Genomic DNA, 20,885 nt, shown 5'->3' with positions numbered 1-20,885 from the left:
AGGAAATAACACTGGGAGGCTTTGTAAATAGCCAATATTGATCTTAATAAAGAAACAGACCGAGTCACCAATGTACAGGGAGTGGCAGCAACATGCTATCTATAGGCAGAAATGTTTTGGAATCGCTTCACACAACACCGCCAGCCAAGTTCAATGCAGATAAGTGCTTTGTGGCAAATGATAAAGACGTTCTATTTTTTATCTTCCACACATTGAATGCTCTATTCCTTATCAGCGAAATCTATCTTGGTTCATACTGGTAAAAGTAACGTAATGATTCCAAATGCCACTACCCCACATAAAATGGGCAAGCCCATGGAGCGAGTACGTGTCCAAACACCGAAAGTAATGAGCGTACCAACTCCAGTCGCCAACCAAGACACTGCATCAGAATGAATCGGCACTAAAGACGTCCCAAACATAGCGGCGATCATGGTTGGCCCTAGTATTGTCAACCAAATTGGCATGGCGCCAATCCCCCCTTCCATTTGTTTTTTCGCCAGACTTCGCTTCATCCAAACATAGGGTAAAAGACGCAATAAATACGTGCCAACCGCAATACTGACAAGCGCCAGCCACATAGAAGTGTCCATGCTTAGTGTCCTCCTACAATACGTTGATCTTTCAACGCATAAAACAACAACGCGCCACACAGAGCCGCCAATGGAATAGCGACATTGGGGTAACCTAACATTTTCAAAATCACCGCGGTGATCGCAGACAACGCAATGGTCATTGACCACAAACGATTATTGCAACGTGGAATGATTAAAACGAGAAATAAAGCCGGCAGTGCAAATGGTAAAATATCATTGATTAATGGCCAACGTTGTGTCAATTCGTCACCAGCAATGGCACCCAGTGCGGTACCCGCAATCCAGCTTAACCAAGCTAACACCGCTGCCCCCGTGTACCAACCTATCCTTGCTTGCTCTGGCAGCTGAGGCAAACGGCTGTGAGACAACGCAAAGATTTGATCCGTCAACCCGTGCATCAATGGCAACCACTTTTTGTCATGGTTTAAAAAGGGAGACAGATTTGGACCGTAAACAACATGCCTTGCATTGATCAACAAGGTCATGATGACCACTAACCAGAGCGGCGCTCCAGAAGCGGCCATGGCAACAAACAAAAACTGTGACGCGCCAGCGTAAATAAAGGTAGAGATAAGAATTGTCTCTAACACACTAAAGCCAGACTGGATCGAAATCAGACCAAAAGAAATCGCCACCGGAATGTAACCGCCAAGCAGTGGAATCGCATCTTTTACCCCTTGTTTCCAAGGTGTTCCGGCAAGAGTTTGAGTTGTTGTATTCATGATAAAAGATCCTGTTTAGTGTCGTCCTGTTTAACATAAGCCTGTTTAGCACATTCCTGTTTAGCATAGGTAATGACCATCATTAAGGTTGCCCATGAATCGTCTGTTTGATAACGATGCGGCACATCGGCGGCAAACGTATGCGTTTTACCAATGTCTAAATAGCGCAAGTCATCATTTTCACCCGCCAGCAATTTCCCACTGATTAAGGTGATGGCTTCTGTCGTGCCAGCAATATGCGGCTCAGATTGCTTAATGGTATTGGGCGCACAAGACATCCAATACACATCCACCCTCGGGTTGTCGTCGCCTTGATCAATCAGCCTAACCTGCACACCGTTTTCTCCTAGCGGGGATTCCACACTGGCAACCAAATCCCCAAAGGGAACATTCAGCTGCACCGCCAACCGCCAAATCGTTTCTAAAGTCGGATTACCGTCGCCCTGCTCAATCCGAGACAAGTTCGACTTCGCCAGCCCCGCATCCTGCGCCAACTGAGACAAAGATAAACCCTTTGTCATACGCAAATTTTGTATATTTCGGCCCAACGAGCCGAGAATCGGTTTATTCATCATACTTCTCAAATTCGTTCTATATAAAGAACGTTCTATATAAAGAACAAACGAAAGTCAATAGAATTGTGGGAAATAGACTGGGTTGAGAGGAAGGAAACGAGTTCATCAGCTAACGCTTTGAAGGACTCATCTAACCCTAAATTATTCTTGGAATGACTGGCTTTTAAGTGGGTTGCTTGTTTATCACGAAACCAATCGATGGAACGAAAAATGCCCACCCTATTTTTCATCTGACCCTTAATTTGCGCTGATTGTCACGTGAGCAGCTTTACAAAAGCATTGAAGAGATAAGAACCAACCTAATTAGGCTGGTTCTTGATGGTGACATGTAAACCTTTATTACACCGTAAATCGATCCACGAGAGATTTTAACTCCAGAGTTTGATCTCTTAATTCATGACTTCCTTGACGGTTTTTATCCGACACTTGTGCCACCTGTAAGCTTTGGTCAGAAATAAGTTCAACACGCTTTGAAATATCTTGACCAACCTGGCTTTGTTCTTCGGTGGCGGTTGCTATTAGATTGTTCATGTCCATTATTTTACTAACAGAATCAAGAATTTCTATCAGTGCGTTACTTGCTTGACGCGCTTTTAGTACGGTATCTTCGCTTTGCGAGCGACTGTCCAGCATAGATTGAACGGCTGCTTGAGTTGCGTCTTTTAGTTGCTCAATGATCTGTTTAATACTACCTGTACTCTGTTGAGTTCGGCTAGCAAGCTGTCGAACTTCATCCGCTACTACAGCAAACCCACGACCTTGTTCTCCAGCTCGAGCGGCTTCGATCGCGGCATTCAGAGCTAATAGGTTAGTTTGCTCTGCAATTTCCTGAATTACGTCCAGAGAAGAGGAAATGTTACTGACATTGTTTTTTAGCTTGTCCATAACTGCGCTTGCTGATTCAAGTTTGTTAGCTAATATAGAGACAGAATCAACAGCGGAGTCTACAGTCGACATGGCTTCTTTTGCTTTGCCATCAGCTGACTGGGCAGCTGATGCAGCGCTTGAGGCATTTTGAGAAATGTCATGTGCTGTAGCGGTCATTTGTGTTACGGAAGTAGCGACCAGCTCGGTTTCCTCTCGTTGTGTATTCGATAACTGATCAACCTGACTAGAACGCTCAAGCATGCGTCCGGTTTCATTATTGATGGAATCACTGTTGACTCTTAGTTGACGAATAATACTTTGTAAATTTTCAACAAATCGATTGAAGTTTTGACTGAGTGAAGTGTATTCAGGAATAGAATATGACTCCATTCGAGCCGTTAAATCAGCATCACCATTAGCAAATCGGGCAATGGACTGATCAAAGCGTTGCAAAGGGATTATAATGCTACGGCTGAATAAAATGGTGACAATAGAGACAAGGATCAAGATGCTGCCCCCCATGATTGCCATCCACATAAAACTTTCATACATTTTTTGTTTTGCTCTGTCTGCCATTTGTGCAGTAATCAATTCAACATCGTCGATGTAGAATCCCATACCTATAGTCATATCCCACTGAGGTTCGTAAATAGAATAACTTAGCTTTTCATACGAAATTGTCTCGCCAGGTCTGGGGAAATAATAGCTCGAATATCCACCGCCATTTTTGGCTTGGCTGATGAGATTGCGGATGAGGTAATTTCCCTTCGTGTCTTGCATGTCCCAGAAGTTTTCACCTATGTCCTTGCCTGTGTCTCCAAGGAAGTAACGATTGCCCTTGCTGTCGTAGCCAAAAACATAACCACTATCACCAAAACGAATGTGAGAAAGCGTGTCCACTACCATTTGTAGGTCTGCATTTTTTTCTTTCAGTGATGTCAAAGATGAATCAATAATTTCTATATAAGCCTTTATTTCGGAGCGTTTTTGCTCTGAGAGTCGTTGGTGGATCAACTCTTGCTGGCTCTGATTTAAGTTAGAAATTTGTTGGTAAGAGATGAAAATCATCCCAAAGCTAATTAATAACAAGGGAATGATAGAAAGCCCGTAGACACGCGCTTTGATCGTCAAATTTGACATGTTTTTTCTTCTGTCCTTAGGTATTTTTAATTAATAAAGACACAAACTGTGTCTTTAAGTTATTTTTTGTGAATATATCAAATAAAAAAGAATATCCATATAACTATTTCTATGTTGACGGGCTTATTTAAGTGTTTTTTGAGTAGGAATAATATGGCTGTCGTGAAGTGATGCTTTGGCTAGAGCGTGCTGGTCTTTTCTGTATGAAAAACAAGCAAAAAGAGAAGCAGTTATAATAGTTTCATTAAAAATCAAAGTAACCGCCCCAAATGCCGAAACTAATGCTAACAGATGATAGTTGGACACTGTTTAGTTGGCGAACTTTGCTGAACTTGAGCTTTTACGCTATGTCTTTTTTACGTCGACTTCACGCAATTGGCAAGCCTTATCCCTCAGCTCTTTTCATCTGGTTCATTGATTTCTTGCCAATGGCGCTGTCTATAATGTTAATTCCTTGATATGGCTTGCCCCCCAAAGGCGAATGGTTTGTTTATGCTTCTTAACGTATACTTGTACGGATATTCAGTACATTAAGGTGCCGCTATGGATACGATCAGTGTAAACAAATTCCGAGACAATCTGAAAAGCGTTGTAGAGCAAGTGGTTAACAAGCATGAGCCGCTTAAGGTAACCCGAAGAGCCGGAGAGGCTTTTATTGTAATAAGCGCAGACGACTGGGAGCAAGAACAGGAAACCATTCACGTTCTGAAAAGCAAGAGTCTCATGCAACAAATTGCCGACTCTATTGAGACCCACACTCATGGAACCGGTTATCAACCAACTAGCGAGCAAATGGATGAAATCACTGGTATTTGAAGGCAATACTTGGGAAGCGTATGAAACTATGCGTGAAAAAGACAAACGATTACACAAAGCCTTATGCAAACTGCTCAAGGAAATGCTGCGATCAAATGACCCGTCTACTGGTCTAGGTAAACCGGAACCATTAAAGCACAACCTCTCAGGCCTGTGGTCTAAGCGGATATCGCTGAAAGATCGTTTAATATATCGGTTCGACGAAAAGTCTATTTATGTCTTCGCTATTGGCGGTCACTATGATCAGCCCTAACATCTAACACGACAGTTTGTCTTAGCTAAATTGATGACAATGGCCGATATAGTAGGTCAACGTGAAATAACATAACGACAAGCGAGCATCTTTGTGAAGAGATCATTCTTTTCTGGGACTAATTATCCCAATCGCACATGAATTCCGCGTCGAGCTGAAGCCGCGACCTACTCTAACCCATAAAAGATTGATTCTCGCCTTCGCGGTAATGACTTGTCTCAGCTGCTCAGTAAAACGGAAAAAAGGTTGGGAATGCAAAGCGTTTGCATGGAACATGAATTCCGCGTCGGGCTGAAGCCACGACCTACAACAACCGACACATGACACTGTGCTTATGATGCACTACGCTTTGGTCTTACTACAGTGAAGTCAGTTCGACGCGACGAAGTTGCGCGACTTTATGGAGTTTCAGGGTCATTAACAGAAAAACTCTCTCGAACAGCAAAACCAATCTATGCCTTACTGTCCCAGAGCGTCGCAAAAGCTATTTCTCGATGAAGAAAATCAGGCATTAAAGATCTTAAAGAGACCTTTTGGTTACTTTTGTGGATCTGGACAAAAGTAACCCGCTCAGCAGAGCGGAAAAAAGGTCGGGAATGCAAAGCGTTTGAATAGAACCCAAAGAAGAGAATAACCCCTCCCTAACCCTCCCCTTGGAAGACATAAGGGGAGGGAAAAAGAGCTACAGCTCTATCACTCTCGCGTTGTCGCCGATGCGACTGCCAACGTGGCTGACGAGGATTAAGATGTCTGGTTTGTAGTCGTTCTGTAGTGAATGACAAATTCTTTCGATAGTGGCTTTGTCGAGTCCGTCGAAGGGTTCGTCTAGCAGCAGGACGGGGGCTTCTCGCAATAAAAGACGTGCTAAGGCGAGGCGTTTGCGTTGTCCGCCGGATAGGTTGCGTCCTTGGGAGCTGAGTAAGGTTTCCAGTCCGTTCGGTAGGCTTTTGACCCAGTCGGCGAGGCAGACGGCGTCGAGTACCGCCCAGAGTTGTTCGTCGCTGGCATTGGGGTTGCCTAGGTATAAGTTAGCCGCGATGCTTTGTTGAAAGATGTATGGTGATTGTGGCAGGTAGCTTAGCTGCGCTTGATAATTCTGATTACTGTACAGATCGCATTTTTCATTGTTGATAATGGCTTCACCTGATGACAAACAGTCACCAGCGATGGCTGCCAGTAAGGTGGATTTTCCTGAGCCACTGGCACCACGAAGCCAGAGGGTATCGCCCAAATTAGCAGACAGGTCGATGGCGGTATTGCCCATACCGCTGGACGCATGAAAGCCGCGCCAGTGTTTGAATACCATCTGTTGAATGCGATCTATTTTGCCTTCTGGCTGAGCTTGGGCATCTTGGTGTAGTTGGTTTAAACGGCGCAAGCCTACTTGAGATTGACCTTGAGCGACGAAGGATTGTACTAGGGGCAATACCAATTCATTCACGGCCAATAAAGATAAAACATACCCCACGACCCAAGTACCTTGTACACCAGCAATAAGCGTCCAGTGGTTGGTCTCTGGGTTGCGTTCACTGAGTAGAAAAAAGCTGCTGGCGATGAGTAGGATGGTTACGCCATAAGACAGTAAACGACCAAGGCTGATGGCTTGTTGAATACGAATTTCCATCCGGCGCTGACGCTCATCCAGTTCGCCTAGGCGTTGCGCGTAATCTTTCCAATGACCACGAATGGTCAAGGTGATTAAGGCAGAAAATAAGCTCACAAAGCGACTACGACGGTGAACCCCTAAAATCAGCCCAACATGCACAGCATGGCTGGCAAAACGTCCACACACATAAGGCACGACTAAAATTTGTAGCAGCGCCGCGATGGCAATCGGCCATAGTAAAACAGGTGTGATGAAGTAGGCAAAAATAGACACCGCTAGGTAAGCAGATAAAGCGTATATCCAAGGCAAAAATACCACCAAGGGCCAGCGAATAATCTGGTCAAGGTCATTCACTAGGCGTTGTAACAAATCACCTCGGCTTTGTTCGTGCAAATTGGCGGCGTCTTTAGCGACGCGCTGATCCCATACCCAAAGGCGTAAAATACGCAGTAGTCCAAATAGATGATTATGAGCGGTCACTTGCTCGCCATAGCGGCCTGCGGTACGAAGAATAGACAGACCGCGCACAATCGCGCCAGGTGTTAAATAGTTAAAAACCATTCCAACGCCCATCGCTGTTGCTAAGCCCGCCGCGGAGATAAACCAGCCAGAAAGACCTAGTAACGCAACACCAGCCAAGGTGGCAGCCATACCAGTCACAACAGGGATAATAAAACCCCACGGGTTAGCCAGCAAAAGACGTTTAAGCGATAGCTTGGGTACGTTGTTCATGCAACCCTCCTTTGGTTAGAGCCCAATGTTTGTCGGCCCAGAGTATTGGGTGAGTGTCGTGGCTAACAATGAGCAAGGTTTTGCCTTTTGATACGCGTTTTAACGTTGCTAATACCGCCTGAGCAGTCTCTTTATCCAATCCAGAGCAAGGCTCATCGAGTAGCCATATGTCGGCGTTTGATAACAACGCCCTGGCGATAGAAAGACGCTGCATTTGTCCGCCTGATAAGCCGGCGCCTAATTCCGTGAGCTTGGTGTCTAATCCCGCCGGAAGCGGCTGAATAAAGGCATCACATTGGCTTTCAATTAACGCCGCCTGCAAGGTCTCTTCGCTGGGCGTTTCAATACCCAACAGTAAGTTGCGGCGAATGCTGCCGTTTACCCATTCCGGTGTTTGCGGTAGCCAAGCCAGTTTTGCTCGCCATGCGGCTAAATTTATTTCCTGAAAGGGGTTGTCATTCACCAAAAGTTGGCCTTGATAATCTTCTTCAAATCCCAGTAAAAGATGTAAAAGACTGGACTTGCCAACACCAGACTCACCACTCAACCAGATACGTTCGCCAGCGTTGATGTTGGCAGTGATGGGAGCCAATCGATAACGACCCGCATCATGCCAGCTTAGGTTATCAAATCGTATAGATCCCCGTTGGCCTAAAAGCTTAGCGTCACTCGCTGCGACGGGGAGGTTTTGCTCTTGTGAAGAAATAGCGTGCGCAGGCGCCTCTAAAATCTCTAATAAATCTGTCGCGGCGGCTTCGGCTTTTTGCTTGGCATGGTAGTCGTTACCAAGCTGGCGCAACGGCAAATAAAATTCTGGGGCAAGTAATAAAAGGAACATGGCTTGGGTTAAGGTAACCGGCGATGAACCAGTTTGCCAAGGTAGGATTTCCAATAAGCCTAACCCTAAGTATAAGGCAATCATGGCAATAGAAAGTGATGCAAATAGCTCTAGGGTTGCGGTCGATAAAAAGGCCAACACCAAGACGCCCATGGTGGTTTTCTGGTAGGCCGTTGCGCTATCAGACAAACGCTCTCGTGCTTCTTTGGTTCTGTTAAGACGTTTTAATTCAGCCAGCCCTTGGCTCAAATCCATGAATTGATTGGACAACATGGCCAAGACATTAAATTGGCGACGGTTGGCCTGAGCCGCTTTGTGGCCGACAAAGATCATAAAAACAATAACCAAAGGTGCCGTCAGCATAAAAACAAAAAAGGTGATCCAAGAGATAGACACCACAGAAAGCAGGATCACGCAGGGAATTAAGGTCACCATAAACACTTGGGGTTTATAGCGACTAAAGAAATCGTCTAACGCGTCAACTTGTTCGTAAACACGTGTAGACAGCGCCGCATCTTCCTCGATTCTTAAGCGCGCAGGCCCAAGATTTGTCAGATGCGATACCAATTGACGACGCAAGCCGTAGCGAATATCACGGCTTGCGCTGGTGCAAATACGCTCTCGGCCAAAGTTAGCCAAGGCACGGATCAGTAGAGCAAATAAACCCACAACTAAGAGAGACAGTGAAACAGACTGATGCAGCGCCATGTCCGAAAAAACATTCGCTAACGCCCAAGCCTGCAACACCAAAGACACCGAAAACAATACCCCAAAACCTTGCGCCATTCGGTATTTTGAAGCCTGCTGATTCGCTAGCTGCCCTAAAAATACCGCTTCTGGCGTTTTGATTCGACTAGGTCGACGAGCCTTTTGTGTTCCCTTCTCTCTCGTCATAAGGCTTACTTCTGCTCCTCTTCACCTTCGTAACCACTAAACTCTAACCAAACGGCATTGATAATACCGAAAGAGCAGGCTAATAAAATGCCCAAAATCCAAGCAAAATACCACATAACTGATTCCTCTATTTAGTACTCAAGGATAGAGCTCATGGAGCTCTATCGCTAACTCATGACTAATACAATGAGTGTGTATTTTCTTCTATGTGCTTCTTCGTCAAGCGACCATACATTACGAGGTAACTCCACAATGTATAACCAAGAACGATGGGGACAAAGATGCAAGCAACAACAAACATAATCATCATGGTGTTATGACTTGATGTGGCATCCCACAAAGTTAAACTCATGCTTGGGTAGCTTGAAGACGGCATCAAGAACGGGAACATGGACCCACCCGCTGTGATAATAATGCCCGCAATACCAAGCGATGAACTCAAGAAGGCTAAAGCTGCCTTTCTCATCACGCCAGCCAACGCGGCCACTAACATCCCTACAATACCCACAATCGGCGCTAACATTAATGCTGGCACTTTATCGTAGTTGGCTAACCAAGCACCGGCTTGCACTTCTGCGGTTTTCATTAAAGGTGTCATGGCTTTATTACCGTCAATAACACTGGTCAACACATAACCATCGATACCATAGGCCAACCAGATGCCCGCGATAATGAAGAAAACCGCGGCTAACGTACCTGTTACTGTGGTGGCTATGCAGGCTTTACGGTGCAAATTGCCATCTGTTTTCATTTGTAACCAAGCACCGCCTTGTGTCATTAGCATCATTAAGCTAACCAAACCACAAAGAATCGCAAATGGATTTAACAAGCCAAAGAAAGAGCCTGTGTAAGTCACGCGTAGAAATTGGTCAAACTGAAACGGTACGCCTTGCAACAAGTTACCAAACGCCACACCGAAAATAATCGGCGGAACAGCGGAACCAAACACAATGCCCCAGTCCCAGCTAGTACGCCATTTAGAATTTTCTAGCTTAGAGCGATAGTCGAAACCGATTGGACGGAAGAACAACGCCGCCAAAACCAACATCATCGCAAAGTAAAAACCAGAGAATGAGGTCGCGTACACCACCGGCCAAGCCGCAAACAAAGCACCACCCGCGGTGATAAACCAAACTTGGTTGCCATCCCAGTGAGGCGCAATCGAGTTGATCATGATGCGGCGCTCAGAGTCCGTACCACCAATCACTTTTAGCAAGCTTCCTACACCCATATCAAAACCGTCGGTGACTGAGAAGCCGATGAGTAAGACACCAATCAAAACCCACCAAATGACTTTTAATAATTCGTAATCCATATTACACCCCTTGCTTTAGCTGAGCGGTTTCTTGTTCAAGTGAATAGCGACCTGTATGCAAACTAGAAGGTCCCTGCTTCGCAAAACGAATCATCAAATACATTTCGGCAACCAAGAACGAGGTGTACAGCACCGCAAAGCCTGCGATCGTTATCCAAATTTCCGTTGCAGTTAAGCTGGATACAGCAACATGAACCGGTAAAATTTCACCAATCGCCCATGGCTGACGACCATATTCGGCCACAAACCAGCCAGCTTCATTCGCAATCCAAGGAAGCGGTAAACACAGCATAATCAGTTTAAGAAACAGAGGATTTTTACCAATACGACGACGAGCGTTTTGATAAAAGGCCACAGCAAACACAAACAGCATTAGGAAGCCACAACCCACCATGATACGGAAGGCGAAGAACAAAGGCGCTACTTGAGGAATAGAGTACTCTACTGCTTGGTCGATCTCTGCTGAAGTCACTTTGTTCATGTCTTCGTTAAAGGCGGTCACCAACAAACCGTAACCTAGATCATCTTTGACTTTTTCAAAGTTTTCTTTCACCAATGGATCTGTTGAGCCACTGCGTAATTGCTCCAGCAGTTGGTTCGCATAGATACCGTTAATGATACGCTGACGGTTATGCTCTTTCAGCTCTTTGATACCAGCCACTTCCTTGTCGAGAGAACGGGTTGCAATTAACCCCATTAAGCCAGGAATTTTGATAGCAAATTCGGTTTCTTGAAGTTCTTGATTCGGAAAACCAATCAAGGTGAAATCCGCTGGCGCTTCTTGGGTTTCCCATTCTGCTTCAACCGCTGCTAACTTCACTTTTTGAACTTCGCCTAGTTCATAACCAGACTCGTCACCTAGAAGAATAACGCTCAAGATAGACGCCAAGCCGAACGCAGACGCGATCGCAAAAGAACGACGAGCAAAAGCAAGATCACGCCCTTTTAATAGATAGTAGCTTGAAATCACTAAGACAAACATGGCACCGGTGGTGTAACCAGCCGAAACAGTGTGAACAAATTTAACCTGCGCTACTGGGTTTAAAATCAAAGCGCCAAAATCCACAAGTTCCATACGCATGGTTTCGTAGTTGAACTCAGAGCCAACTGGATTTTGCATCCAACCGTTTGCGATCAAAATCCACAAAGCGGATAAGTTAGACCCTAATGCAACCCCCCATGTCACCATTAAGTGTTTTACTTTGCTTAGGCGATCCCAACCAAAGAAAAACAAACCCACTAGTGTGGATTCAAGGAAGAAAGCCATGAGGCCTTCAATGGCCAAAGGAGCACCAAAGATATCACCAACATAATGAGAGTAGTAAGACCAGTTGGTTCCGAATTGGAACTCCATCGTCAAACCGGTTGTGACACCCAATGCAAAGTTAATACCGAACAATTTACCCCAAAACTTCACCATGTCTTTGTAGACTTGCTTACCCGTAATCACATAGACAGATTCCATGATTGCCAGTAAGAAAGACATCCCCAATGTTAAAGGGACAAACAAATAGTGGTACAGAGCTGTGAAAGCAAACTGAAAGCGTGATAATTCCACTACAGCTTCGTTAATCATATGACTTCAACCCATTCATTTGATTGAGAAAAAGGCGCTTGCAGACACTTAACATTTTGCCGTGCTCTTATTATCCAACGCCCACCGTAGCCTCAAACCTTTTGAGGCTTACTATAAGGCCAGATTATGAGTGCAGTTTCGATTTAAAACATTGCGTTAGATCAAGATAAAGAGAGTGAAAGAAATAAGTAGGTAAAAAACCATGACTTTAGATAAAAACGGGGGAGGTATTTCGTTCAAGAACCATCAAATGCTCTATTCTTGCGGTGCAAGGCGTTAGCCAACATCTCGGTTTTTTGCTCGTTTGTTGCTGCCTGCCACATTAATATGTCATTAATCGTTCGATAGCAGCCCACACATACGTCTTCGCTATTAAGACAGCACTGACGGATACAAGGGCTTTTTATGATTGGGTTCAGTTCATGATTTTCTGGCATGGTTTATGTCTCTTGTTCGTACGTTCAAAAAGAGTGGTAAGCCGCTTCAAGCACATCTTTTTTAACAAGCTGAAGAAAGTAACCCCGTCATACTACATGGCTATCACACTGTAGAAAAATAAGTATTGCTCATAACGTTAGAGAAAATTTAATCCCAATTGCTACGCCGCAAACTTTTGATTTGCCCTTTTTGCTTTTTCTGATCAATACGCTTTTTCTGTGAAGAACGCGTAGGTTTGGTGGGACGACGGGCTTTTTGCACGCGAACCGCTTCAAGAATAAGCGCTTTCAAGCGAGCCAAAGCGTCCTCTCGATTCAGCTCTTGGGTACGGTGTTGTTGCGCTTTAATCACAATGTCACCCTCTTTAGTTAAACGCGAATCACTAAGGGCTAACAAACGTTCCTTATAAAATTCAGGCAAAGAAGAATGGGCAACATTGAACCTAAGATGAATGGCGGAAGAGACTTTATTCACATTTTGACCGCCTGCGCCTTGCGCTCGGATAGCGGTTAGTTCAATTTCGTGGTCTGGGATCGCCACGGCGAGCGTTATTTGCAGCATGATGATTGCTTAATATGTCTGTCTTTTGGAATGGAACAGGATTATAACAGGCTTAGCAACTATATGCTTTGACGCATCGTTTATCGATAAATTATCGGTTACAATCATTTTTTATTTGAAACGCTTTTTTATTCAAACTAACAATAGTAGGAGTTTTTTTGTGACCCAGTTCCGTCCTTGTATCGATCTGCACCAAGGCAAGGTTAAGCAAATTGTCGGTGGAAGTCTAAATGACAAAGGCGCCACAGAGAACTTTATCAGTGAATATAATGCGGAACATTATGCATTGATGTATCGCGAACATGGTCTTGTCGGTGGTCATGTTATTGCTTTAGGAAAAGGCAACCAAGAAGAAGCGTTAAGCGCACTTCGTGCTTATCCTAACGGTTTACAATTTGGTGGTGGCGTAAAAGACAACAATGCCGCAAGCTACTTAGAGGCTGGCGCTTCACATGTTATCGTCACATCTTACCTATTTGAAAACGGTGAGTTTTCATGGGATCGATTGGACAAAATCAAACGTGAAACAGGTACAGACCGTTTAGTACTGGATTTGAGCTGTCGCCGGACTGAAAATGGCTGGTACATTGCCACTGATCGCTGGCAAACGATCACCTCAACGCAAGTGAATCAAGCAAACTTGATTGAACTGGCTAATCATTGCGACGAATTTCTCATTCATGCTGCGGACGTAGAAGGTTTACAAGCGGGTATTGACGAAGACCTAGTGACACTTCTCGGACAAGGTTGCCCAGTGGCTGTCACCTACGCAGGAGGAGCGCGCTCGTTGGCGGATCTTAAGCGCGTTCACGAGTTGTCTAATGGCAAAGTCGATTTAACCATAGGCAGCGCGTTGGATATATTTGGTGGCCATGGCATTACACTTGACGAATGCATCTTGTGGAACCAATCTCAACATTCAGTGTAGAGCGGAAAACGCACACCAAGTTCTTTTACTAAAAGAGTTCAGAGACTGAGAGTATTCTTTTAAGCCGTTGTATTTACCATCATGCCTTAAATACTCTCGCTCTCAGCTCGACATACTATTCACCATACCGCATACTTGGTAGCTTATTTTTCGTCTCTAATCCTAGGATTATTTAATGTCTATATTTCGTACTGGCCTTTTACTTGCAACGCTTATTATTAGCGCTTGCTCGATGCCAATTTTACAAGACTTCCCCCCTAAAAAAGCTGAGAAGATCATCCCTCAGGGACAAAAAGCGAACACTGATGCGGCTGCACAGGCTAATAACGCTCAAATCAATGACAACAAGAAGCCTAATCTAAATGGCGCAACAGGTAGCTCACCCAAAAACACCTTGGTTGAACAGTTTAAAGCTCAAGAGCAAGTAGCGACAAAAAATTATACAGAACTCAAAAGTCGTGTCGGTGAAGCCACTGAGCAACCGAGCTTACGCCCGATAGAGCAATTAAACTCAAAAGAGCTTAAGGCCGCGATTCAGGCACTACGAACTTACATCAGCAAAACCAGCACGGAGCTGGCCTCACTGAATGCTCGCGTTAATGAGCGCCAGAAAACCATGGCACGTGGAGACACCATACAAATCTTCTTATCTGAAGCGACGGTGTCCCATGATAATGCGACATTTAAAGCACAACCACTGGTTGGACAATGGGTTCGCGGTGAAAGCCGAGTCATTCGCTTAAAAGACAATATTCTATTTGAAAATCCCATGTCGGAAGATTTGCAAGTGACGTTTTCTGAAACCTATCAGTTGATCATCAATGGTGATGTGATATCCATCATCAATCCTAACAAAACCAAAAATAGTGCCAGCTTTGATGTTGCCACACACAACAATACTGGCAATATTATTGGCAAGTTAGATTATCGCATTGTCGATAATAAATAATTGAATACAGGCCTAGGGGAATTATAAAAACCTTTAGGCCTTTGTTACCGCTAGGATTGTCTAGCCAAGCAGTTTTGCCGTTTTCCGTCTGTGTTCTGTATTGTCCAATACGATCTGAATATAGGCCAGATAGTCAACGATCGTGTTGGCAAATATTTTATTTTCAAGCTTTCTCACCAACTTACCAATACGTTTTATTACCTGCCAATTCACCAACATAATCCGACTAGGAGCATATCTATCGGGCGCATTGAGCGCTGACAAATAAGCGGTTGCTACGTAACCAGGTTCAGGATTCATTGTGCCTGTGTCTTCTGGTAAAGCACCTACGTTAAGCAACAAGCGTTCGGCCAAGCGACGATACAAAGACGATACTTTTTTAAAAACGTGCTTATCCAAGGTATTGCCGACACGACCACATAATGCGGAATTGGCAAAGAAACCATCAAAGCACATTGAAAATATGTCACACAAGATGCGGATATCCGCATTTTGGTACGGCTCTTTTGGTAAAAACGGGGCGTCAAGCATTCTCTGTTTCCTTTCAAAAAAGGGTGAGCTTTGTGCAAATAAGGATGATTAAGGTCGTGTTTACTGCAAAGTTTCATAAGGGGCGCTATCACAAGCGTCAACCCTATGATTGTATTGCCACATAATTTTTTTAAGGTCTATTCAGGTAAATAATAATGTCTTCCCCAAAGCTATTTATGCATGTTCAAGATCCATTATTAGCTTCAAACCTACTTTCGCTAAAGAGCGTTCGCCAATATGAGCTTAATATTAGCCAGCAGGGTGAAAACTGGCTTGACCAGCTCACTAACGCCCAATGTGATGTAGCACTTATCGAAGTCAATTCGCTGCATGACATTGCTCTAAAAGCATTAGTTGATAGCCCGATACTCTACAAAACCGAGTTTTTGTTCTTCAGTCGTGGAACGCCCGATCCCATACTGGATTGTCTTATGCGTAAAGGTGCTGGTTTTCATTATCGCGCTCCTTTCAATATTAAGCTGATTCAGTCTTCGTTAGAGGAAGTCTTTTGTGAGCTGAATCGTTCCCATGAGAACATTTGCACACAAACCAGTTATCTAGACCAATTCGGTTTGTTAGTCGGCTCTTCAACGGCCATGCATTCACTCTATCGAACCATTCGTAAAGTCGCTGCAACCAAAGCCAACGTATTTATCGTCGGTGAAAGTGGTACAGGCAAAGAACTCATTGCCAATACGCTGCACGTTTTTAGTCAGCGAGCCGAAGGTCCCTTTGTTGCTATCAACTGCGGAGCACTGAGTCCTGAGCTTATTGATAGCGAATTATTTGGCCATGTTAAAGGCGCTTTTACTGGCGCCCATAAAGATCACCAAGGCGTTTTCGAACAAGCTGAAGGCGGCACTTTATTTCTAGATGAAGTCACCGAAATGCCTTACGAACAACAAGTCAAACTGCTAAGAGTGCTCGAAAGTGGCGAATACAAACCCGTCGGTGCTCAACAAGTCAAAATGGCCAATGTTCGAATCATTTCAGCCACCAACCGCACACCAAAAGACGCCATTCGCGACGAAATCTTTCGTGAAGACCTGTACTTCCGTTTGGCGCAGTTCCCCATCATGGCGCCCAGACTAAGAGACAGAGAAGGAGATGCCTGTGGGCTTGCGCAACATTTTTTAGCTTACCGCAATACTCAAGATGGCCAACGCAAACAGCTTTCATCTCAAAGCCTAGAAAAAATAGGCCGATACACTTGGCCTGGTAATGTCAGAGAACTAAAACATGCGATTGAACGCGCCTACATACTGGCTGACGATATCATTCATCCCGAACATCTCATTACCCATGATTTCAATGATCAGGCAAAACACGACGCAACCTATGGCGTTCCTACCGGTATGCGCTTAGACGATATGGAAAAAATCGCCATACTCAAAACATTAAAAAAGAACGATGGCAATAAAACCGATACCGCAAACCAACTTGGCATCAGCATTAAAACGCTTTACAACAAGCTCGACAAATATGAACACGTCGACTTTTTATAAAAACTGTGTTGTATATACTGCGCCACTTCGCTGATTAACGTACTCTTTACAAGATCAAAGTTTTCACAAAAAAACCTATAAAAAAGGCCGATAATATCGGCCTTTTTTCAACTCAACTTAGCAATCAGTGTCTTTCGCTTCGACACCTTCTTTTGCTTCTTCACACGCGTCTTCAATTGCGTTGCCAGTATCCGTCATTGTGTCTTCAACAGCATTGCCAGCATCGTTCATCGTGTCTTCAACGGCATTGCTAGAATCTGTCATGGTATCTTCGATAGCGTTACCAGCGTTATTCAAAGCGTCACCGGCATTGTCCATGGTTTGCTCAATTGCTTCACCAGTATTGGACATAGCATCTTCTACTTTGTTTTCTTCAGCGTCTTGACCACATGCAGCTAACGTAGCCGCTGTAACAAGAACCAAGGCCGTGTTTAGTAGAGTGCGTTTCATATTCATAATGGTAACCTCCATTTAGTCTTTAAAATACAGAAAGCAATAAAAGTCTGATGACCATGCTTCCAAATAATCAACTCAATAACACCAACACAGAAACACATTTCTGCACTTGGTGATTGATTTCCATTAAGCTATTGCGAAGCCCGTGCCAACTTTTAAAAAAACACATAACCAATTGATTATTAATGATTTTATAGAAAACAAGCCATTGTCTTTTTTTATTTTTATACTGTTATCAAGTAGTTTTTACAAAACGCCTCGGTAACAATTTCCGTCGAGTAATTGTAAAGACGCAAACAATGTGGCGATCCCCCCTACACAGCCATACCATGCCGAATACAAGCCTTATACTGAAATAGACAAAAATCCCCTTGAATGTTTGCCCATCTCCCATAGAATTGGCGCATCTTTCAATGAATTGGCACAACGCCCTTGCTTGATATAAAGCACGATTAAGGACAGCTTATGAACACCACATTGTATACCTCTCCTAAACTTGATGGTTTTCGCATGCCTGCAGAACACGAACCACAAGAACAAGTCTGGATGGCTTGGCCTACTCGCGAAGATAATTGGCGCGAACAAGGCAAATACGCCCAACAGGAATTTATTGCTGTCGCTTGCGCTATCGCCCAATTCACCCCTGTGACCTTTATTGTCGACAAGGCGCATTTTGAACAAGCCCGTGCAGCTTTACCTGCACACATTACGCTGATTGAGATTCCTTCCGATGACTGCTGGATGCGTGACATTGGTGCAACCTATGTTGTGAACAATCTCGGTGAGCGCCGCGCGAACAGCTGGCAGTTTAACGCGTGGGGAGGCGAGTTAGACGGCTTGTACGACTCTTGGGAACAAGACAACGCCGTTGCAGAAAAAATGGCGGCGATCACAGGTGACCATGTTTATCAGGCGCCTTTCATTTTAGAAGGTGGTTCTATTCACGTGGATGGCGAAGGCACGCTATACACCACAGAAGAATGTTTGCTTCATCCAAGCCGTAACCCGCATTTAAGCAAAGCCGATATCGAAGACTTGCTAAAAGTATATTTAAATGTCGATAAAATCATTTGGTTAAAAGACGGGCTATACAATGATGAAACCAATGGGCATGTGGATAATATCATGCACGTTATACGTCCTGGCGTTATTGCTCTTACCGATTGTGAAGACCCAAATGATCCACAGTACGCTATCAGCAAAGCGGCATTCAACCTACTGAACCAAACGCGAGATGCCAAAGGACGTCAGTTAGAAATTATCAAACTGCCTCTGCCAGGTCCGCTTTTTGTCTCAGCAGACGAAGCCGAAAATCTTACAGAAAGCCCTTACATGAACCGCCAAGTGGGAGAACGCCTCGCCGCCTCTTATGCAAACTTTTTAATTTGTAACAATGGCATTGTGTTTCCGTTACTTGATGAAAAAACGGATGAGCAAGCCAAACAGATTCTACAGAATGCGTTTCCCAACCACCAAGTGATCGGTGTACCAGCGAGAAACATATTACTCGGCGGTGGAAACATTCACTGTATTACTCAACAAGTGCCTAAAAAGCAATCCGTATAATGGCTTATTGCGTACTTAAATGGTCTTAAAAAGTAATATTTTGTTATCGATTTTATGAGAATATTCCAACATAAAAACAATCATCATAATGCTTTTTCATGACAACGATATTTCTGTTTGTAGAGCTCTCACACTGTGCTAATCTCATAAATTAGCACAGTGTATAAATGGTTCATAACACGTTAGTGTAATTTTCTGGCTAGAACATAAAATGCATTTATGTTCGGTTGTACTAATTGAAGCACATTGCTTCTTATTTACGATGGCGTATTTCGCTTGGGGTAATATTAATGGATTCCACGTTTACTTTATTGGAGTTAGGCTGGCAAGCTTACTTTCAACAACAGTTATCATTGGATGATTTAGAATCGAATCGCATTGCACGCATCTGTTCTCAGCAAGGCAGTCAATACGAGATTGTTAGTGAGTTTGGCTTATTCACCTTGGAGAGCCATCCAGATATGCCCAGCATGACTGTGGGAGACTGGATTGTCACTGATACAGAACATCATTTCTTGCGCCTTTTGGAGCCAAGCTCTGTATTCGAAGGCATTGCCTCAAATATCGATACGGTGTTTTTAATTTGCGCACTGAATCAAGATTTCAATCTGGCACTGATTAAACGCTATTTGGAAATCACCCATGAAGCCCAAGCGGATGCGGTTGTCGTGCTCACAAAATCCGATGTTTGTGAAGACACAGCAGAAAAACGCGCTCAGGTCGAAAAATTGGATCCGTTGCTCATCGTTGAAACGGTTAACGCTCTCGATGCGAACAGCCTACGCTGTTTGTCGCCTTTCCTTAAAAAAGGCAAAACCATTGCCCTACTTGGTGCGGCAGGCTCTGGAAAGTCGGCCTTGATTAATACTTTGATGCAATCCTCGGAAAGCGGTAAAGCACAAAGAAATATCGGCCAATCAGGAGCATTAAAAATCATGCCATCTGGCGCGATTTTGCTCGATACGAAGGGCATGCGTGAATTACAGCTTGCGCAGTTCGATAGCAGTGCGATTGCCAATTTCGCCGATATCATTGCACTTGAAAAGCAATGTCGATTCAGTGACTGTCAACACGAAGGTGAGCCAGGTTGCGCCATTAAAGCCGCCGTTAAAGCCAACCGCTTAGACGCCCACCGCGTTGCGGACTTTTTACTGTTGCGCAGCGAAGACAGCGACGATGATCAAGTAACCAAGTCTAAGCCTCAGGAAAAGTTTTATCGTAGTGCACAATCTGACATACGCGCTCGAAAACACAGCTCTGCGGAATAAAATACGATTTGCAAAACAGAAAGCGGCCATTCAATATGAGCCGCTTTTTTTATGCGCCTTAGAATAAAAAGTTCGCGCCCTTTACAGCACGCTCTTGAGTGTTTATAACAACCCGCTCACTATTTATTTTTTACGCCAAACCAAACGAGGCAGCTTTTCTGAATTACCATGTCTAATACTTTACTGATTTACGCCACTACAGACGGTCACACAAAAAAGATCAGCCTAAAAATGCAAGCCTTTATCGAAAGCCAAGGCGATGCCGTCACGCTCGTTGCGGTGGAAGATGCCACCGCGCAGACGCTTGCCAGCCATGACAAGATTGTCATTGGTGCCAGTATTCGTTACGGCAAACATCAAAAGATCGTTGCCGATTTTATTACCCAGCACAAGGACCAACTTGAAAGCAAATCCAGCGCATTTTACACCGTTAACCTTGTTGCCAGAAAACCCGAGAAATGCCAGCCAGATACCAACCCCTATATCATCAAATTTCTCGACCAGCTTCATTGGCAACCAGCCTTAAAAGGCGTCTTTGCGGGGAAACTTAATTACCCAAAATACGGCTTTATCGATCGAAATATGATTCGTTTTATTATGTGGATGACCAAAGGCCCTACCGACCCAAAAACCAATATGGAATTTACCGATTGGCAGAGCGTTGACCGCTTTGCACAAGCCGTCTGCGATATGCCTTAGGCCAATTGGCAAAGCCACACACCGATAAAATTCACTTACAACAACACTAGGACC

At 44.3% G+C, this 20,885-nt stretch carries 22 protein-coding genes; 8 read left to right on the top strand and 14 right to left on the bottom strand.

Annotated elements, in window-relative coordinates; translation table 11 throughout:
* Nucleotides 1-251: 251 nt before the first annotated feature.
* The 5 genes from DK187_RS08485 to DK187_RS08465 all read right to left on the bottom strand — a co-directional run bounded on the left by DK187_RS08485 (nucleotide 252) and on the right by DK187_RS08465 (nucleotide 3,900).
* Nucleotides 252-593: an AzlD domain-containing protein gene (locus DK187_RS08485; protein ID WP_111606917.1), complete on the bottom strand. Its 342-nt coding sequence runs from the start codon at nucleotides 591-593 to the stop codon at nucleotides 252-254.
* Nucleotides 594-595: 2 nt separating this feature from the next.
* Nucleotides 596-1,318 (bottom strand): AzlC family ABC transporter permease, encoded by a 723-nt coding sequence (locus tag DK187_RS08480; protein WP_111606916.1) that lies wholly within the window; start codon nucleotides 1,316-1,318, stop codon nucleotides 596-598.
* Nucleotides 1,315-1,890 carry a helix-turn-helix domain-containing protein gene (locus DK187_RS08475; protein WP_111606915.1) on the bottom strand — a complete coding sequence of 192 codons (576 nt, stop codon included), beginning with the start codon at nucleotides 1,888-1,890 and terminating at the stop codon, nucleotides 1,315-1,317. Before DK187_RS08475 ends, DK187_RS08480 begins: the two co-directional genes overlap by 4 nt.
* A gap of 35 nt (nucleotides 1,891-1,925) precedes the next feature.
* On the bottom strand, nucleotides 1,926-2,123 hold the full coding sequence (locus DK187_RS08470; RefSeq protein ID WP_111606914.1) for a hypothetical protein: 198 nt from the start codon (nucleotides 2,121-2,123) through the stop codon (nucleotides 1,926-1,928).
* Between the two features lie 109 nt (nucleotides 2,124-2,232).
* Complete coding sequence (locus DK187_RS08465; RefSeq protein ID WP_111606913.1) at nucleotides 2,233-3,900, bottom strand: methyl-accepting chemotaxis protein; 1,668 nt, start codon at nucleotides 3,898-3,900, stop codon at nucleotides 2,233-2,235.
* A gap of 543 nt (nucleotides 3,901-4,443) precedes the next feature.
* On the opposite strand from DK187_RS08465, the gene DK187_RS08455 reads away from it, so the two are divergent.
* Together DK187_RS08455 and DK187_RS08450 are read left to right on the top strand one after the other, a co-directional pair.
* Nucleotides 4,444-4,716 carry a type II toxin-antitoxin system Phd/YefM family antitoxin gene (locus DK187_RS08455; protein WP_111606911.1) on the top strand — a complete coding sequence of 91 codons (273 nt, stop codon included), beginning with the start codon at nucleotides 4,444-4,446 and terminating at the stop codon, nucleotides 4,714-4,716.
* Nucleotides 4,697-4,969, top strand: a complete 273-nt coding sequence (locus tag DK187_RS08450; protein ID WP_111606910.1) for a Txe/YoeB family addiction module toxin — start codon at nucleotides 4,697-4,699, stop codon at nucleotides 4,967-4,969. The genes DK187_RS08455 and DK187_RS08450 overlap by 20 nt, the downstream gene beginning before the upstream one ends.
* A 682-nt stretch (nucleotides 4,970-5,651) precedes the next feature.
* Here DK187_RS08450 and DK187_RS08445 read toward each other — a convergent pair.
* The 7 genes from DK187_RS08445 to arfB all read right to left on the bottom strand — a co-directional run bounded on the left by DK187_RS08445 (nucleotide 5,652) and on the right by arfB (nucleotide 12,929).
* On the bottom strand, nucleotides 5,652-7,307 hold the full coding sequence (locus DK187_RS08445) for an amino acid ABC transporter ATP-binding/permease protein (RefSeq protein WP_111606909.1): 1,656 nt from the start codon (nucleotides 7,305-7,307) through the stop codon (nucleotides 5,652-5,654).
* Nucleotides 7,279-9,039, bottom strand: a complete 1,761-nt coding sequence (gene cydD / locus DK187_RS08440) for a thiol reductant ABC exporter subunit CydD (RefSeq protein ID WP_111606908.1) — start codon at nucleotides 9,037-9,039, stop codon at nucleotides 7,279-7,281. Before cydD ends, DK187_RS08445 begins: the two co-directional genes overlap by 29 nt.
* 5 nt (nucleotides 9,040-9,044) lie before the next feature.
* Nucleotides 9,045-9,155: a cytochrome bd-I oxidase subunit CydX gene (cydX, locus tag DK187_RS08435; protein ID WP_111606907.1), complete on the bottom strand. Its 111-nt coding sequence runs from the start codon at nucleotides 9,153-9,155 to the stop codon at nucleotides 9,045-9,047.
* A 62-nt stretch (nucleotides 9,156-9,217) separates the two neighbouring features.
* Complete coding sequence (cydB, locus tag DK187_RS08430) at nucleotides 9,218-10,354, bottom strand: cytochrome d ubiquinol oxidase subunit II (protein ID WP_111606906.1); 1,137 nt, start codon at nucleotides 10,352-10,354, stop codon at nucleotides 9,218-9,220.
* Between the two features lies 1 nt (nucleotide 10,355).
* Nucleotides 10,356-11,930, bottom strand: a complete 1,575-nt coding sequence (locus DK187_RS08425) for a cytochrome ubiquinol oxidase subunit I (protein WP_111606905.1) — start codon at nucleotides 11,928-11,930, stop codon at nucleotides 10,356-10,358.
* A gap of 236 nt (nucleotides 11,931-12,166) precedes the next feature.
* Complete coding sequence (locus tag DK187_RS08420) at nucleotides 12,167-12,367, bottom strand: DUF1289 domain-containing protein (RefSeq protein ID WP_111606904.1); 201 nt, start codon at nucleotides 12,365-12,367, stop codon at nucleotides 12,167-12,169.
* A 148-nt stretch (nucleotides 12,368-12,515) separates the two neighbouring features.
* Nucleotides 12,516-12,929 carry an alternative ribosome rescue aminoacyl-tRNA hydrolase ArfB gene (gene arfB, locus DK187_RS08415; RefSeq protein ID WP_111606903.1) on the bottom strand — a complete coding sequence of 138 codons (414 nt, stop codon included), beginning with the start codon at nucleotides 12,927-12,929 and terminating at the stop codon, nucleotides 12,516-12,518.
* A 160-nt stretch (nucleotides 12,930-13,089) separates the two neighbouring features.
* On the opposite strand from arfB, the gene hisA reads away from it, so the two are divergent.
* Both hisA and DK187_RS08405 read left to right on the top strand, forming a co-directional pair.
* Entirely contained in the window at nucleotides 13,090-13,857 is a 768-nt protein-coding gene (hisA, locus tag DK187_RS08410) for a phosphoribosylformimino-5-aminoimidazole carboxamide ribotide isomerase (protein ID WP_111606902.1), read from the top strand.
* A 175-nt stretch (nucleotides 13,858-14,032) separates the two neighbouring features.
* The gene (locus DK187_RS08405; RefSeq protein ID WP_111606901.1) at nucleotides 14,033-14,806 is read left to right on the top strand and encodes a hypothetical protein; all 774 of its coding nucleotides are present in this window, start codon (nucleotides 14,033-14,035) and stop codon (nucleotides 14,804-14,806) included.
* Between the two features lie 60 nt (nucleotides 14,807-14,866).
* On the opposite strand, the gene DK187_RS08400 is transcribed toward DK187_RS08405, so the two are convergent.
* Nucleotides 14,867-15,337: a hypothetical protein gene (locus tag DK187_RS08400; RefSeq protein WP_111606900.1), complete on the bottom strand. Its 471-nt coding sequence runs from the start codon at nucleotides 15,335-15,337 to the stop codon at nucleotides 14,867-14,869.
* Between the two features lie 155 nt (nucleotides 15,338-15,492).
* Between DK187_RS08400 and DK187_RS08395 the strand changes: the two genes are divergently transcribed.
* The gene (locus DK187_RS08395; RefSeq protein WP_111606899.1) at nucleotides 15,493-16,842 is read left to right on the top strand and encodes a sigma-54 interaction domain-containing protein; all 1,350 of its coding nucleotides are present in this window, start codon (nucleotides 15,493-15,495) and stop codon (nucleotides 16,840-16,842) included.
* A gap of 117 nt (nucleotides 16,843-16,959) precedes the next feature.
* On the opposite strand, the gene DK187_RS08390 is transcribed toward DK187_RS08395, so the two are convergent.
* A complete protein-coding gene (locus tag DK187_RS08390; protein ID WP_111606898.1) occupies nucleotides 16,960-17,298 on the bottom strand; it encodes a lipoprotein in 339 nt (112 codons plus the stop codon).
* Nucleotides 17,299-17,763: 465 nt separating this feature from the next.
* On the opposite strand from DK187_RS08390, the gene aguA reads away from it, so the two are divergent.
* From aguA to hemG, 3 genes are all read left to right on the top strand, one after another.
* Nucleotides 17,764-18,864, top strand: a complete 1,101-nt coding sequence (gene aguA, locus DK187_RS08385; RefSeq protein ID WP_111606897.1) for an agmatine deiminase — start codon at nucleotides 17,764-17,766, stop codon at nucleotides 18,862-18,864.
* 290 nt (nucleotides 18,865-19,154) lie between these two features.
* Nucleotides 19,155-20,132 (top strand): GTPase RsgA, encoded by a 978-nt coding sequence (gene rsgA / locus DK187_RS08380; RefSeq protein ID WP_111606896.1) that lies wholly within the window; start codon nucleotides 19,155-19,157, stop codon nucleotides 20,130-20,132.
* A gap of 168 nt (nucleotides 20,133-20,300) precedes the next feature.
* Nucleotides 20,301-20,831, top strand: coding sequence for a menaquinone-dependent protoporphyrinogen IX dehydrogenase (hemG, locus tag DK187_RS08375; protein ID WP_111606895.1), 531 nt, complete (start codon nucleotides 20,301-20,303; stop codon nucleotides 20,829-20,831).
* The last annotated feature ends 54 nt before the right edge of the window (nucleotides 20,832-20,885 follow it).

It is taken from the genome of Marinomonas arctica (assembly GCF_003259225.1).
Lineage (GTDB): Bacteria > Pseudomonadota > Gammaproteobacteria > Pseudomonadales > Marinomonadaceae > Marinomonas > Marinomonas arctica.
The sequence above is the reverse complement of the archived record's forward strand: the minus strand, read 5'-3'. Positions and strand labels throughout refer to the sequence as shown.

What these genes read in the sequence shown, in the direction of transcription:
- DK187_RS08485 (WP_111606917.1), bottom strand. Translation starts at nt 593, where the DNA reads ATGGACACTTCTATGTGGCTGGCGCTTGTCAGTATTGCGGTTGGCACG.
- DK187_RS08480 (WP_111606916.1), bottom strand. Translation starts at nt 1,318, where the DNA reads ATGAATACAACAACTCAAACTCTTGCCGGAACACCTTGGAAACAAGGG.
- DK187_RS08475 (WP_111606915.1), bottom strand. Translation starts at nt 1,890, where the DNA reads ATGAATAAACCGATTCTCGGCTCGTTGGGCCGAAATATACAAAATTTG.
- DK187_RS08470 (WP_111606914.1), bottom strand. Translation starts at nt 2,123, where the DNA reads ATGAAAAATAGGGTGGGCATTTTTCGTTCCATCGATTGGTTTCGTGAT.
- DK187_RS08465 (WP_111606913.1), bottom strand. Translation starts at nt 3,900, where the DNA reads ATGTCAAATTTGACGATCAAAGCGCGTGTCTACGGGCTTTCTATCATT.
- DK187_RS08455 (WP_111606911.1), top strand. Translation starts at nt 4,444, where the DNA reads ATGGATACGATCAGTGTAAACAAATTCCGAGACAATCTGAAAAGCGTT.
- DK187_RS08450 (WP_111606910.1), top strand. Translation starts at nt 4,697, where the DNA reads ATGAAATCACTGGTATTTGAAGGCAATACTTGGGAAGCGTATGAAACT.
- DK187_RS08445 (WP_111606909.1), bottom strand. Translation starts at nt 7,307, where the DNA reads ATGAACAACGTACCCAAGCTATCGCTTAAACGTCTTTTGCTGGCTAAC.
- cydD (WP_111606908.1), bottom strand. Translation starts at nt 9,039, where the DNA reads ATGACGAGAGAGAAGGGAACACAAAAGGCTCGTCGACCTAGTCGAATC.
- cydX (WP_111606907.1), bottom strand. Translation starts at nt 9,155, where the DNA reads ATGTGGTATTTTGCTTGGATTTTGGGCATTTTATTAGCCTGCTCTTTC.
- cydB (WP_111606906.1), bottom strand. Translation starts at nt 10,354, where the DNA reads ATGGATTACGAATTATTAAAAGTCATTTGGTGGGTTTTGATTGGTGTC.
- DK187_RS08425 (WP_111606905.1), bottom strand. Translation starts at nt 11,930, where the DNA reads ATGATTAACGAAGCTGTAGTGGAATTATCACGCTTTCAGTTTGCTTTC.
- DK187_RS08420 (WP_111606904.1), bottom strand. Translation starts at nt 12,367, where the DNA reads ATGCCAGAAAATCATGAACTGAACCCAATCATAAAAAGCCCTTGTATC.
- arfB (WP_111606903.1), bottom strand. Translation starts at nt 12,929, where the DNA reads ATGCTGCAAATAACGCTCGCCGTGGCGATCCCAGACCACGAAATTGAA.
- DK187_RS08405 (WP_111606901.1), top strand. Translation starts at nt 14,033, where the DNA reads ATGTCTATATTTCGTACTGGCCTTTTACTTGCAACGCTTATTATTAGC.
- DK187_RS08400 (WP_111606900.1), bottom strand. Translation starts at nt 15,337, where the DNA reads ATGCTTGACGCCCCGTTTTTACCAAAAGAGCCGTACCAAAATGCGGAT.
- DK187_RS08395 (WP_111606899.1), top strand. Translation starts at nt 15,493, where the DNA reads ATGTCTTCCCCAAAGCTATTTATGCATGTTCAAGATCCATTATTAGCT.
- DK187_RS08390 (WP_111606898.1), bottom strand. Translation starts at nt 17,298, where the DNA reads ATGAATATGAAACGCACTCTACTAAACACGGCCTTGGTTCTTGTTACA.
- aguA (WP_111606897.1), top strand. Translation starts at nt 17,764, where the DNA reads ATGAACACCACATTGTATACCTCTCCTAAACTTGATGGTTTTCGCATG.
- rsgA (WP_111606896.1), top strand. Translation starts at nt 19,155, where the DNA reads ATGGATTCCACGTTTACTTTATTGGAGTTAGGCTGGCAAGCTTACTTT.
- hemG (WP_111606895.1), top strand. Translation starts at nt 20,301, where the DNA reads ATGTCTAATACTTTACTGATTTACGCCACTACAGACGGTCACACAAAA.